Raw genomic sequence first — 12,643 nt, 5'->3', positions numbered from 1 at the left:
TACATCCACTACTACAATCACGAACGCATCAAACTGACACTAAAAGGTCTGAGCCCTGTGCAGTACAGGACCCAGGCCTTGAGAGCCGACTAATTGAACCGTCCAACTTTATGGGGTCAGTTCACATCCGTCGCTGGCGTTTTACGTGGCAACCACCACATTCTGGTTTTCGCGGCTCGCGTCTTCCGTCTTCCGTCTTCCGTTTTGCCTCTGTGACTCGGTGATCGCTTGCGCTATCTTGACGGCTACGCCGTCCCCCCGTCGAATCATGCGCCGCCCGCCGAGCCGCCCTGGGAGAGTCCGATGACCGTGATGACCGCCGCCGAAATCGAGGATTTCCTCGACGATGTCTTCCCCCAGCGCCAAGGCACCATCGAGGCCGTCGATCACATGCGGGCGACCATGAGTCTGGCGATCGAGGACGAGCACCTGCGCCCCGGCGCCTGCGTCTCCGGGCCGTCGATGGTGAATCTGGCCGACGTCTGTCTGTTCGTCGCGGTGCTGGCCCAGATCGGGCCGGAAGCGATGGCGGTGACCAGCAGTCTCAACTGCCACTTCCTGCGTCGGGCTCGCGGCGACCGGGACCTGATCGCCAACGCCCGCATTCTCAAGCTCGGCCAGCGTCTCGCCGTCGGCGAGGTCCAGCTCTTCTCCACCGGCGACAACGAACCCGTGGCGCTGGTCACGGCGACCTACGTGCTGCCGGATCGCGATGATTGAAGCCGTCACGCCGTTGGATTTCGCCAGCGAGGCCGTGATTGAAGCGAGGCCGTGACCTAAGCGAGCTTCTGATCTACGCCGCGGCCGGGCGCTGACGCCAGGCGCTCCATGCCAGTACCAGCCAACCCGCCATCAGCAGCAGGCCGCCAAAGGGCGTCACGATCCCCAGCACTCGCATTCCGCCGAGCACCAGCAGGTAGAGCGAACCGCTGAACAGCACCATGCCCGCGAACCAGAGCCCGATGGCCAGCGTCTGCCCGCGTAGCGCGCGCTGGCTTTGCCAGGCGAGAACCGCCATCACCGCCAGCGTGTGCCAGGCCTGATAGCGTACGGCGGTATGAAATACCTCGAGATTACGCGGCGAGAGCGTATCGGCCAGCGCGTGCGCGCCGAAGGCGCCGGCGGCCACGATAATGAATCCGCTCAGGGCGGCAGCGATCCAGCCCCACTTTTGGTGCATGTTGCGACTCCTCGAGGGCGACTATGCTCAAGTGAGCGTCAGTCGCGGAATTGACGCCTGCTAGTCTAGCGCGTAAAAAACCGCCTCGGCAGCCGCGTCTGCCAGCGCTTGCGACGTCATCGTTCTCCATAAGGATCTCCGAAATGGAATTCATCAACACGCTTCACGACGCGGTTTATGCCGTGATGACTCCGGTCAGTGATTTCGTCTGGACCTACATCCTGCTGTATCTGCTGCTGGGTGCTGGCGTTCTGTTTACCGTGCTCACGCGCTTCATGCAGTTCCGGCTGTTCGGGCACATGGCCCGCGTCACCTTCAACAGCCGCGGCTCCGGCAATGGCGTCAGCGGTTTCCAGGCCTTCGCGACCTCCCTGGCGGCCAGGGTCGGCACCGGTAATCTGGCGGGTGTGGCAATCGCGCTATGGGTCGGCGGCCCCGGGGCGATCTTCTGGATGTGGATGACGGCGCTGGTGGGCTTCGCCACCTCGTTCATCGAATCGACCCTGGCCCAGACCTACAAGAAGCGCAACGAGGATGGCGTGTTCCGCGGCGGCCCGGCCTACTACATCGAGCGGGCGCTGGGGCAGCGCTGGATGAGCGTGCTGTTCGCGATCTTCCTGCTGATCGCCTACGGCTTGGCTTTCAACGGCGCCCAGTCCAACACCATCGCTCAGGGCCTGTCTCAGGCGTTCTCGATTCCCAACTGGATGACCGGCGTTGCGCTGGTGATCATCACCGCGCTGGTGATCTACGGCGGACTCAAGTCCGTCGCGCGTACTGCCGAGAAGATCGTGCCGATCATGGCCATCGGTTACTTCCTGGTGGCGCTGTACGTATTGATCGTGAACTTCAGCGAAGTCCCCGCGATGCTGGAGCTGATCATCAAGAGTGCCTTCGGTTACGGCCCGGCCGTCGGCGGTGCGGTGGGTTATACCATCAAGATCGCGATGGAGAATGGCATCAAGCGTGGCCTGTTCTCCAACGAGGCGGGTATGGGTTCGGCGCCCAACGCCGCCGCCCAGGCGGACGTCAAACACCCGGCGGCCCAGGGTCTGGTCCAGTCCTTCGGCGTGTTCATCGATACCCTGGTGATCTGTAGCTGCACCGCGGTGGTGATTCTGCTCTCCGGTGTCTACGAGCGTCTGATGAGCACCTCGCCGGGTCAGGATATCGTCGGCATTCAGCTGACGCAGGATGCGATGGTCGATCATCTCGGCAGCTTCGGCGAGATCTTCATCGCCGTCGCCATCTTCCTGTTCGCCTTCACCTCGATCATTGCCAACTTCTCCTACTCGCAGATCAATATCGAGTATCTGTTCAAACGCCATTCCAAAATCGCGGTCTCGGTATTGCGCGTTGCCGTGCTGGCGATGGTGATGATCGGGTCCGTGGCGCAGCTACAGTTCGTGTGGGACTTCGCCGATCTCGCCATGGGGCTGATGGCAACGACCAACCTCATCGCGATTCTGCTGCTGTGTCCGATCGCGCTGCGGGTGCTCAAGGATTACGAGCGTCAGCGCAAGGATGGCATCCGCGAGCCGACATTCGATCCCAAGAAGGTGCTCAAGCGGCCCGAGCAGACCGATGCCGACGTGTGGCCGGCGAAAGAGAACGCCGAATAAGCGCGAGATGAGCATGGCGGGGCGCGACGGTTGATCGTCGACGCCCCGCATCCTGTCTTGACTTGCCGGCCGCGACACCTGAGCCGGGTGCCTGATCTGGCTTGAAGCGCTACAATATGGCGGCGTTTTATACGCGCCCGGATCCGCGCGATGCTGTTTACCGCGTCCGGACCCACGGCGATTGATAGCCGCGCCTGAAACCGCGCGATGCTTGCCGCGCCCGAAACCGCGCGATGCTTGCCGCGCCCGCAACCGCGGCGATTGATATACGCGCCCGCGCCGGTGCGCAAGGCGCTCGATTCGCCCCAGGGAGGCCGCGATGCAGATTCAGCTCAACGGTGAGCCCCATCCGCTCGATGGCGAACCCACGCTGGTCCAGCTGGTCGACTCGCTCGGCCTGGCCGGGCGGCGTGTCGCCATCGAAGTCAACGAAGAGATCGTGCCACGCAGCCAGCATGCGCAGACGCGCCTGAACGACGGCGACCGCGTGGAGATCGTGCACGCTATCGGCGGTGGCTGATTGCCGCCAGGTTCATGACCAGGAGTCATCCATGTCGCAGCTGATTCAGGAAACCCCGTTGATCGTGGCCGGGCGCCGTTTTGCGTCTCGCCTGCTGGTCGGCACCGGCAAGTATCGCGACTTCGACGAGACCGCCGCGGCCATCGAGGCCAGCGGTGCCGACGTGGTGACGTTCGCGGTCCGGCGGACCAATCTGGGCCAGAACCCGGACGAGCCCAATCTGCTCGATGCGGTACCGCCGTCGCGCTATACGCTGTTGCCCAACACCGCCGGCTGCTACACCGCCAAGGATGCCGTGCGCACCTGCAAGCTCGCCCGCGAACTGCTCGACGGTCACAACCTGGTCAAGCTGGAGGTGCTGGGCGATGAAAAGACGCTCTACCCCAACGTGGTCGAGACGCTGGCCGCGGCCGAGACTCTGGTCAACGACGGCTTCGACGTCATGGTCTACACCAGCGACGATCCGATCGTGGCCAAGGAGCTGGAAAAGCGTGGCTGCTGCGCGGTGATGCCGCTGGGCTCGCTGATCGGCTCCGGCAACGGCCTGCTCAATCCGGCGACGTTGGCGCTCATTCTCGAGCACGCCGACGTACCGGTGCTGGTCGATGCCGGTATCGGTACAGCGTCGGATGCGGCGCTGGCGATGGAGATGGGCTGCGACGGCGTGCTGATGAACTCAGCCATCGCCCACGCCCGGCATCCGGTGATGATGGCCAACGCCATGCGCAAGGCGATCGAAGCCGGACGCGAGGCCTTTCTCGCCGAGCGCATGCCGCGCCGCCAGAGCGCCAGCCCGTCTTCGCCGTTTGCCGGGCGCATCAACGGCTGAGTCTCCTTGAACGACTTGAACTGTGATTGACGTACTTTTGATCGACGTACTTTTGATCGACGTACTTTTGATCGACGTACTTCGATCGACGTACTTTCGACCGACTTGAACAGGGCCGCCGACGATCGGCGGCCACTCCCATTTCCTTTGCCTGTTGACGCCTTCGCATGACTGACAAGACGACGCCTGAGACCGAATCCATCGCCGAAGGTACGCCCGAGACGCCCGTGCGTCGTGGCATCAAGAGCTACGTACTGCGGGCCGGTCGCATGACGGCGGCGCAGGAGCGCGGCCTGAACGACGTGTGGCCCAAATGGGGCCTGACGCTGGCCGACGGTCGCCAGGATCTCGAGCAGCTTTTCGGCCGCCGGGCGCCCTGCGTGGTGGAGATCGGCTTCGGCATGGGCAAGTCGCTGGTCGAGCAGGCCGAGACGCACCCCGAGACCGACTTCATCGGCATCGAGGTTCACGCGCCCGGCGTGGGTAAGCTCCTGGACGAAGCGGACAAGCGCGGGCTGACCAACCTGCGTGTCTACCGCGAAGACGCACTGGCGGTGCTGGCGGACTGCCTGCCGGAAGCGAGCATCGATACGCTGCAGCTGTTCTTTCCCGATCCGTGGCCCAAGAAGAAGCATCACAAGCGGCGTATCGTGCAGCTGCCGTTCGTCGAACTGGTGCGATCTCGCCTCCAGCTGGGTGGCAAGCTGCACATGGCGACCGACTGGCAGGCCTACGCCGAATTCATGGCGGAGGTGATGGCCGAGGCGCCGGGATTCGTCAATACCGCCCCGGCGGAAACGGCGCCCTTCGTCGAACGCCCCGGCTTCCGACCGCTGACCAAGTTCGAGCAGCGCGGCGAGCGCCTGGGCCACGGCGTCTGGGATCTCATCTACCGCCGCGATTGATCGACTGGCCGAACGGAGTCAGTGCGCCCAGCCGCCGATATGTCGGAACCGGTGCTGGGCGGCCAGTGTCAGCAGGACACCCGCCAGCGCCAGCGCCATGCCGCCCAGCTGCAGGGTGTCGACGCCTTCGCCGAACATCCAGGCACTCCATAGCAAGGTGACCGGCGGGGTGAGATAGATGGCGCTGGACACGGCGCTGACACCCATGCGGCGCAGGCAGACGGTGAAAAAGCCGTATCCGCCGAAGCTTGACAGCACCACCAGCCAGCCCAGCGTCTGCCAGGTGATCAATTCGCTGCCCGGGCTTTCCAGCTGGCCGTCACTGAGCGCCGCTATCAGAAAGACCAGGCTCGCCGCGCCGAGCTGCGCCGTCAGCGTGGCCGGCATGCCAAGCCCGGACGGGCGTCGGGTGGCGAGCACGCTGCCCAGCGTCACGCTGATCACCGACAGTAGCGGCAGCGCATAGGCCCAGCCGCTGGCGCTGCCCGTTCCTTGCCAATCCCCCGCGACGCACAGCGCCACGCCACTGGCCGCGATTCCCAGACCGAGCCAGGCTGCCATGGGTAGCTGCTCGCGGAGCCACAGCGTTGCGATCACCGCTGCCAGGATGGGCTGCTGGGCGGTGACCAGTGCCGTGGAACCCGCGCTGACTCCCTGGCCGACGGCCAACATCACGAACAGCAGATAGCCGCCCATGGTGAGCGCGCCGACGCTCATTTCGCGCAGCCAGCCGCTCAACGTCACCGCGCGCTGACGGCTCAGCGACCACCATAGCGCGGCGATCAGCGTGGCGATGACGAAGCGCCAGGCAAACAGATCCATTGCCGACAGCGGCGCCTGGTTCGCCAGTCGGCTGCCGATGAACCCCGAGCTCCAGCAGATGATGAACCCTGTCATCAGCGCGATGTGCAGCGATAGATTGCGCATGCCAAGCCCTCCCGTCCGGTCGAAGTGGCTTGAGTCTGCGCGCTATGCAGAGTTCAATGAATCGAATAAAAATCTATCAGAGTTCAATATGATTGAAGGCAGCCACACGCTGGATTTGGAGCTCCTGCGCACGTTTCAGGTCGTGGCGCAGACGGGGTCGCTGGCAGCGACGGCAGAGGTACGCCATCGCACGCTGAGCGCGATCAGCATGCAGATGAAGCGGTTGGAAACGGAGCTGGACGTGCGTCTGCTCGATCGCGGATCTCGCGGGGTGACGTTGACCTCGAGCGGCGACGTGCTGCTAGGTGAAGCGCGGGAACTGCTGCGGGTTCACGACACCCTGGTCAGCCGTTTCAACGGCGAACGACTGAGTGGGCGCGTACGCTTGGGCATCCCCGAGGACTACGCCCGCGAGCTGCTCGATGACACGCTGCCGCAGTTCATGGCGCGCTATCCGGGAATTCTGCTGGATGTCACCACCGATACTAGCGGCCGTCTCGCCAGGGCGCTCGGCAAGCGTCAGCTGGATCTGGCGATCGTGCTCGATCATGCGATGGGGCTGGAAGGCGGAGAGACGCTGTGGCATCCCACTCCGGTATGGGCGGGGCCGGTTCAGGGCGCGCTGCATCGGGAAACGGTACTGCCGCTGGCGGTGCACCCCGAGCAGTGCCCCTATCGACATCTGGCGACCGAGGCATTGGACGCCGCCCAGCGTCCGTGGCGGGCGATCTTCACCAGTACCAGCATTCACGCCGTGGAGAAGGCGATCGAGACCGGCATGGCGATCGGCGTGCTCGACCGCGAGCGCGTGACCACGGCGATGCGCGCGCTGGACGAAAGCGACGGCATGCCACCGCTACGCCGTTGCATCGCCAGGCTACATTTCGCAAAGGCGATCGACAACGCATCGCAGCCGGCGGTCGACGCCTTGGCACAGCTGCTGCGCGAGAGACTGCAGGGTCGCGGACCCTGGCAGCGTGACGCGCTGAGCGGGCGCGATCTCGGGCAGAAAACGCGAGCCTGAAGCACAAGTCTGAAACAGGAGCATAAAAAAGCCGCCCTGGGCAGGGCGGCACTAAGGACCGTGACTAGCTTGATGAGGAGATGATCAGGGCAGGAACCTGACATTCGCTGCGATGATCAGTGGCGTTTGGCGGCGCCACGATGTAAAGGTAATCATTCTCATTTGAGATTGCAAGCGTAACGAGAATCTTTTTTATTTGCGCCGGTCAACTCGCGCCGACTGCGTGCAATAGAAGCGGCAAGGTCGCCATCGCCAGCAGTGTCTGGCCGGTAATCACGGCCGCCATCAACTCCGCGTCACCCCCCAGCTGACGGGCCAGGATATAAGCCGATGTGGCGGTCGGCAGCGCCGCGAACAGCAGCGCGATATCGCGATTGGCGCCGTGAAGTCCGACGATCGCGGCCAGCGCCAGCACGATCAGTGGCGTGACGACCAGCTTGAGGGCGCTCGACAGCCAGAACGCCCTGCCGCTGCGCCACAGCGCCTGGGGACGCAACGCCACGCCCACCGCCACCAGCCCCAGCGGCAGGGCGGCATCGCCGAGCAGGCCGATGGCATCCGCGCTCCAGCCGGGCAGGCCGATGCCGCCGAGGTTCAAGCCTATGCCCAGCAGGCAGGCGAGAATCAGCGGATTTCGCAGCAGCGCCATGGCGCTTTGACCCAGACTGGCGCTGCCCAGCGTGCCGGAGCCGATGAAGGCCAGCACGCAGAGGATGTTCGCGGTCGGCACCATCAGGGCGACGGCGACGGCTGCCGTCGTGGTACCCTCGGCGCCATGCAGCGCGGTGGCGCCGGCGACGCCGACGTAGGTATTGAAGCGCACCACGCCCTGGAAGGCCGAGGTGAAGGCGGGCGGCGACAGTCGCAGGCGATCCTTCGCCAGCCAAAGCCCCAGACCCAGCAGCAGCATCGTGCCGAGCATCGTCACGCCGAGCCGAAAGACCGGAACCTGGCTGACGTCGGCGGTGGCCAGCGTCGCCACCAGCATCGCCGGGAACAGCAAGTAGTAGATGAACCGCTCGAGTCGCGGCCAGAAGTCGCCGCCGGGGAAGCGCGCCCAGCCCAGCGCCGCGCCGAGCAGAATCAACAGAAATAGTGGGCCCAGGGCGTTCGCGATATCGCTCATGTGTCATCCTTGTCGAGCGCCTCGGTGATGATCTGCAGCGCCTATGCCCGCTAGTCTATCGGCTAATGCCCACCGCTTGGAGTCTCTAGAAGCCCATGGCTGCCCACGAAGAGGAAACCGCCAGACCGCGGATGCTCAATCTGCTGATCGGGGTCACGCTGATGACGATCGTGATCGCGCTGTGGTATCTGCTCGATTACTACTATCTGCGCGAATCGACCGGTGACGTGACCTGGTATCCGCCGGCGCAGGGCTGCGTGCTGCTGGAAGGGGGCTGTCACGCCGGCCTCGGGATCGACTCGTCGCTGGCGTTCGCGCTTCAGCAGGCCCATGACGACGAGGGCACGTTGACGTTCGAAGTCCGCGTTCACGGGCGCGCGCCGCAAGCGGTGACGGTCCAGTTCATCGGGCGTGACATGGCGGTGGAATCGAGACGTCTCTCGCTTCAGGACAAGGGCGATGGGTTGTTCGTCGGGCGGGGCAGCCTGGGGCTTTGCAGTGCTCACGTGGACGCCTGGCGAGCCCAGGTGGTGGTGCTCAGCGATCACGGTCTGAGAGGGAGCTGGTTCGATTTCGACAGCCACGACCTGGGGTCGGCCATGGCGGGGCGGGGCGACAAGCGCTGCCTGTGAACGCCGACGCCGACCACGATGGGTCGGCGTCGGGTGTTGCGGGATGACTTGTTAGCGGTGCTTAGTCGTCGCTGCCCGAGTCGTCGCTGCCCGTGTCGTCGCTGTCAGCATCGCCGCCGCTGTCCTTGGCGCCGTCATCGGGGTTGATCGCCAGCAGCTCGACCTTGAACTGTAGCGCCTGATTGGGGCCGATCGGACCGCCGGTACCGGCCGGACCATAGGCCAGGTCGGAAGGCACGGTGATCATCCAGGTATCGCCGACGTGCATCATCTTCAGCGCTTCCTGCCAGCCGGGAATGACCTGGTCGACCTTGAACGAGATCGGCTCGCCGCGCTTGTAGGAACTGTCGAAGACGGTGCCGTCCGGCAGGGTGCCTTCGTAGTTGACGCGAACGGTGTCGTCGTCGGAGGGCGACTTGCCGTCACCGGATTCGAGCGACTTGTACTGCAGCCCGGAATCGGTGGTCTTGACGCCATCCTTCTTGGCGTTCTCCTTCAGGAAGGCTTCGCTCTTCTTGCGGTTTTCATCCGCGACCTTCTTCTGCTCGGCCTTCTGCTCGGAGACTTTCTTCTGCTGGTACTGGGTCAGCGTGCTGCTGATGTCGTCCTGGCTCATCTGCAGGTCATCATCGCCGTAGACATCCTTGACGGCCGCCGCGAAGGCGTCGACGTCGAGATCCTTGATGTCCTTGGATAGACCCTGACCGAGCGTGGCGCCAATGCTGTAGCTGAGTTTCGCCTGGTCACTGTCGAGGTCGACCTTGTCCTGCGCGAAGGCCGTCAGTGGCAGGGTCATGATGCTGCCGAGGGCGACGGCGGTTACCAAACGTTTCATGCAAACTCCTTGGGTCACGGATAAAACCGATGCTGGCCAGATTGCAAAGAAGCCTCAAACACCGGGTGGATTGTGGTGGTGTGACTCTAACAGGTGGGTTTTGGTTCCGCATCCGACGCATCGATCAGCCAGTGCGCCAGTAGTTCGCGTAACACGGGGTAAGCGCCAGCGGTCGTCTTGCGCAGTGTCTGGCAGGAGGCCAGCGCCTGCTCGAGAGCGGAATCCGTCTCGCCATCGGTCGTGGGCAATGCCTCCAGGCGCGCCAGCATTTCACGCTCGGCCTGCAGTTCCGCCTGCTTGAGTGCCTGACGCAACGGCTCCAGCCGCGGCTGCTCTTGCGCCTCACGCTTCAGACGTCGACGGCGCTCGCGCAATGCGACGGTCATCTCCTGTTGCCAGCGTCTCGCCGCGGCCAGGGCGTCGGCTGCGCCAGGATCGGGGCGGCGGCGTTGCTCGCTCAGCCAGGCGATCCACAGCAGTTCGCAGATATCCCAGCCATGCTCGTCCTGCAGTGTCAGGCACAGGGTTTCGACTCCGGGAAGAGCGTAGCGATCCAGTGCGTAGGACCACAGCGAGGGGGATGCATCGGGTGTGGACATGACTCTCCATACCGACAGCGGATGGCTGATAGAATGAGCGCCCATTCGACGCGCCCTGGAGCCCGGCATGATCGCATTCCGCCAACTCGCCCTGCAACGCGGTACCCGCCAACTGTTCGCGGGTGCCGATCTGGTGCTGCACGAGGGCCAGAAGGTCGGCATCGTCGGCGCCAACGGTGCCGGCAAATCGAGCCTGTTCGCGCTGATCCGGGGCGAGCTCGGTGCCGATGCGGGTAGCGTGGAGATCGCCGGTGGCAAGCGCATCGCGCACATGGCGCAGGAAGTATCGGCCATCGATCGCCCGCTGGTGGAGTACGTGCTCGACGGCGACGTCGGCCTGCGCGAGACCGAGACGGCGCTTGCCGAAGCCCAGGCCAACGGCGAGATGCAGCGCGAGGCCGTCCTGCATGGTGAGATCGAGGCGCTCGATGGCTACAGCGCGCGTTCCCGCGCCGAGCAGCTATTGGCAGGGCTGGGCTTCGGGCAGGATGACCTCTACCGTCCGCTGGCGGATTTTTCGGGCGGCTGGCGCATGCGTGTCGGTCTGGCGCGGACGCTATTCACCCCGTCTGAGATCATGCTGCTCGACGAGCCGACCAACCACCTGGATCTGGACGCCCTGCTGTGGCTCGAGCAGTGGCTGACGCGCTACCCCGGCACGCTAATGTTGATCTCCCACGACCGCGATTTCCTCGATGCGGTCTGCGATCACATTCTGCATATCGATCAAGGCCAGTTGATGCTCTATCGCGGCCACTACAGCGCCTTCGAGCGTGCTCGTGCCGAGCGTCAGATCCAGCAGCAGGCGGCATTCGAGAAGCAGCAGGCGCGGCGGGCCGAGATCGAAGGTTTCGTCGCGCGCTTCCGCGCCCAGGCGACCAAGGCGCGCCAGGCTCAGAGCCGGCTGAAGATGCTCGAGCGTATGGAGAATATCGCCGCGGCCCGCGTCGACTCGCCGTTTCGCTTTCAACTTCCCTGCGCCGACAAGACCTCGACGCCGCTGCTGTCGCTGGATCAGGCGTCGCTAGGCTATCCCGATCGCACGATTCTCGACGGGGTGAAGGTGTCGATTCTGCCCGGCGAGCGGATCGGTCTGCTGGGGCCCAACGGCGCGGGTAAATCGACCCTGATCAAGACCCTGATCGGCGATCTGACCCCGATCGAGGGAACTCGAGTCCCCGGCGACAATCTGGTGGTCGGCTACTACGCCCAGCATCAGCTGGAGCACCTGGATATCGGCGCCACGCCGTTCATGCATGTGCAGCGGCTCTCGCCTACGGCGAGCGATCTGTCGATTCGCAATTTCCTGGGCGGATTCGGCTTTCGTGGCGACGACGTGTTCGGTGATGTGTCACGTTTCTCCGGTGGCGAGAAGGCACGCCTGGCGCTGTCGCTGGTCGCCTGGGAAAAGCCTAATCTGCTGCTGCTGGATGAGCCGACCAACCACCTCGATCTGGACATGCGCGAGGCGCTGGCCGAGGCGCTGGCGGAGTACGAAGGCGCGGTGATCATCGTCTCCCACGATCGCCACCTGCTGCGGGCCAGTGTCGATACGTTCTGGCGCGTCGCCGAAGGTCGGGTCGAGCCCTTCGATGGCGATCTCGATGACTACCATCAGTGGCTCAAGTCCCGCGAGCTGGAGCTGCGGCGAGACCTGAAGCAGGAAGCGCGCCAGGAAAAAGGCGCGGCGGATGGCGGCGATCGCAAGGCGGCCCGGCGCGCAGCCGCCGAACGGCGCGAGCAGATGAAGCCGCTGCGCAAACAGCGCGATACGGCGGAGAAGAAGCTCGACAAGGCCCAGAGTGCGCTCACGGCACTGGAAGCGCAGCTGGCGGACCCCGATATCTACGATGCCGGACGCAAGGACGAGCTTGCCCGGCTGGTGCGCGAACAGGGCGAGCGTCAGGCCGAAGTCGAACAGCTCGAGAGCGAGTGGATGGCGGCGGAAGAGGCGCTGGAGACGCTGGAGGCGGAGCTGCTCCAGGCCGAATCCTGAATCGTAGTTGAGGCGCTCGGCGGGCGTCTACACTGAGGATGAATTTCCGGCTAGAGGAGGGCATTCATGCCTTACGATTCCCGCGACGATATTCCCGATAGCGCACGCAAGGTGCTGCCGCCCCACGCCCGCACCATCTACAAGGAAGCGTTCAACAGCGCCTGGGACGAGTACGACAAGCCCGGCGACCGGCGCGGCGGCAGCTCTCGAGAAGAGACCGCCCACGCCGTGGCCTGGAAGGCGGTCGAGGCGAAGTACAAGAAAGGTGACGACGGCAACTGGCATCCGAAGTCTTGAGCGACGAGCGACGAGCGACGAGCGACGAGCTACGAGCTACGAGCTACGAGCTACGAGCTACGAGCTACGAGCTACGAGCTACGAGCTACGAGCTACGAGCTACGAGCTACGAGCTACGAGCTACGAGCTACGAGCTACGAGCTACGAGCTA

At 64.3% G+C, this 12,643-nt stretch carries 15 protein-coding genes; 10 read left to right on the top strand and 5 right to left on the bottom strand.

The window, feature by feature from the left end:
- Together ACUN9V_RS19575 and ACUN9V_RS19570 are read left to right on the top strand one after the other, a co-directional pair.
- A partial coding sequence (locus ACUN9V_RS19575) for an IS3 family transposase (RefSeq protein WP_445512579.1) occupies positions 1–93 on the top strand: 93 nt, incomplete at its 5' end.
- Between the two features lie 210 nt (positions 94–303).
- On the top strand, positions 304–720 hold the full coding sequence (locus tag ACUN9V_RS19570; RefSeq protein ID WP_075560872.1) for a PaaI family thioesterase: 417 nt from the start codon (positions 304–306) through the stop codon (positions 718–720).
- Positions 721–793: 73 nt separating this feature from the next.
- On the opposite strand, the gene ACUN9V_RS19565 is transcribed toward ACUN9V_RS19570, so the two are convergent.
- The gene (locus ACUN9V_RS19565; protein ID WP_110693369.1) at positions 794–1,180 is read right to left on the bottom strand and encodes a DUF423 domain-containing protein; all 387 of its coding nucleotides are present in this window, start codon (positions 1,178–1,180) and stop codon (positions 794–796) included.
- A 143-nt stretch (positions 1,181–1,323) separates the two neighbouring features.
- On the opposite strand from ACUN9V_RS19565, the gene ACUN9V_RS19560 reads away from it, so the two are divergent.
- The 4 genes from ACUN9V_RS19560 to trmB all read left to right on the top strand — a co-directional run bounded on the left by ACUN9V_RS19560 (position 1,324) and on the right by trmB (position 5,056).
- Positions 1,324–2,802: an alanine/glycine:cation symporter family protein gene (locus ACUN9V_RS19560; RefSeq protein WP_445512631.1), complete on the top strand. Its 1,479-nt coding sequence runs from the start codon at positions 1,324–1,326 to the stop codon at positions 2,800–2,802.
- Positions 2,803–3,121: 319 nt separating this feature from the next.
- Complete coding sequence (gene thiS, locus ACUN9V_RS19555) at positions 3,122–3,322, top strand: sulfur carrier protein ThiS (protein WP_445512630.1); 201 nt, start codon at positions 3,122–3,124, stop codon at positions 3,320–3,322.
- Between the two features lie 31 nt (positions 3,323–3,353).
- Complete coding sequence (locus tag ACUN9V_RS19550; protein WP_445512629.1) at positions 3,354–4,151, top strand: thiazole synthase; 798 nt, start codon at positions 3,354–3,356, stop codon at positions 4,149–4,151.
- A 167-nt stretch (positions 4,152–4,318) separates the two neighbouring features.
- Positions 4,319–5,056: a tRNA (guanosine(46)-N7)-methyltransferase TrmB gene (gene trmB / locus ACUN9V_RS19545; RefSeq protein WP_445512628.1), complete on the top strand. Its 738-nt coding sequence runs from the start codon at positions 4,319–4,321 to the stop codon at positions 5,054–5,056.
- A gap of 18 nt (positions 5,057–5,074) precedes the next feature.
- Here trmB and ACUN9V_RS19540 read toward each other — a convergent pair whose 3' ends face one another.
- Positions 5,075–5,983 carry a DMT family transporter gene (locus tag ACUN9V_RS19540; RefSeq protein ID WP_445512627.1) on the bottom strand — a complete coding sequence of 303 codons (909 nt, stop codon included), beginning with the start codon at positions 5,981–5,983 and terminating at the stop codon, positions 5,075–5,077.
- An 88-nt stretch (positions 5,984–6,071) separates the two neighbouring features.
- Between ACUN9V_RS19540 and ACUN9V_RS19535 the strand changes: the two genes are divergently transcribed.
- Positions 6,072–7,007 (top strand): LysR substrate-binding domain-containing protein, encoded by a 936-nt coding sequence (locus ACUN9V_RS19535; RefSeq protein ID WP_445512626.1) that lies wholly within the window; start codon positions 6,072–6,074, stop codon positions 7,005–7,007.
- A 205-nt stretch (positions 7,008–7,212) separates the two neighbouring features.
- Here ACUN9V_RS19535 and ACUN9V_RS19530 read toward each other — a convergent pair whose 3' ends face one another.
- Positions 7,213–8,133 carry an AEC family transporter gene (locus tag ACUN9V_RS19530; RefSeq protein ID WP_445512625.1) on the bottom strand — a complete coding sequence of 307 codons (921 nt, stop codon included), beginning with the start codon at positions 8,131–8,133 and terminating at the stop codon, positions 7,213–7,215.
- A gap of 95 nt (positions 8,134–8,228) precedes the next feature.
- Between ACUN9V_RS19530 and ACUN9V_RS19525 the strand changes: the two genes are divergently transcribed.
- The gene (locus ACUN9V_RS19525; protein WP_445512624.1) at positions 8,229–8,765 is read left to right on the top strand and encodes a hypothetical protein; all 537 of its coding nucleotides are present in this window, start codon (positions 8,229–8,231) and stop codon (positions 8,763–8,765) included.
- Positions 8,766–8,826: 61 nt separating this feature from the next.
- Here ACUN9V_RS19525 and ACUN9V_RS19520 read toward each other — a convergent pair whose 3' ends face one another.
- Together ACUN9V_RS19520 and ACUN9V_RS19515 are read right to left on the bottom strand one after the other, a co-directional pair.
- Entirely contained in the window at positions 8,827–9,600 is a 774-nt protein-coding gene (locus tag ACUN9V_RS19520) for an FKBP-type peptidyl-prolyl cis-trans isomerase (RefSeq protein ID WP_075563903.1), read from the bottom strand.
- An 86-nt stretch (positions 9,601–9,686) separates the two neighbouring features.
- Positions 9,687–10,199, bottom strand: a complete 513-nt coding sequence (locus ACUN9V_RS19515) for a TIGR02444 family protein (protein WP_445512623.1) — start codon at positions 10,197–10,199, stop codon at positions 9,687–9,689.
- Between the two features lie 67 nt (positions 10,200–10,266).
- Between ACUN9V_RS19515 and ACUN9V_RS19510 the strand changes: the two genes are divergently transcribed.
- The gene (locus ACUN9V_RS19510; RefSeq protein ID WP_445512622.1) at positions 10,267–12,195 is read left to right on the top strand and encodes an ABC-F family ATP-binding cassette domain-containing protein; all 1,929 of its coding nucleotides are present in this window, start codon (positions 10,267–10,269) and stop codon (positions 12,193–12,195) included.
- 66 nt (positions 12,196–12,261) lie between these two features.
- A complete protein-coding gene (locus tag ACUN9V_RS19505; RefSeq protein ID WP_439302984.1) occupies positions 12,262–12,492 on the top strand; it encodes a ChaB family protein in 231 nt (76 codons plus the stop codon).
- Positions 12,493–12,643 lie beyond the last annotated feature (151 nt).

This window comes from Salinicola sp. V024 (assembly GCF_052645315.1).
This window is presented reverse-complemented; position numbering and strand designations above follow the sequence as displayed.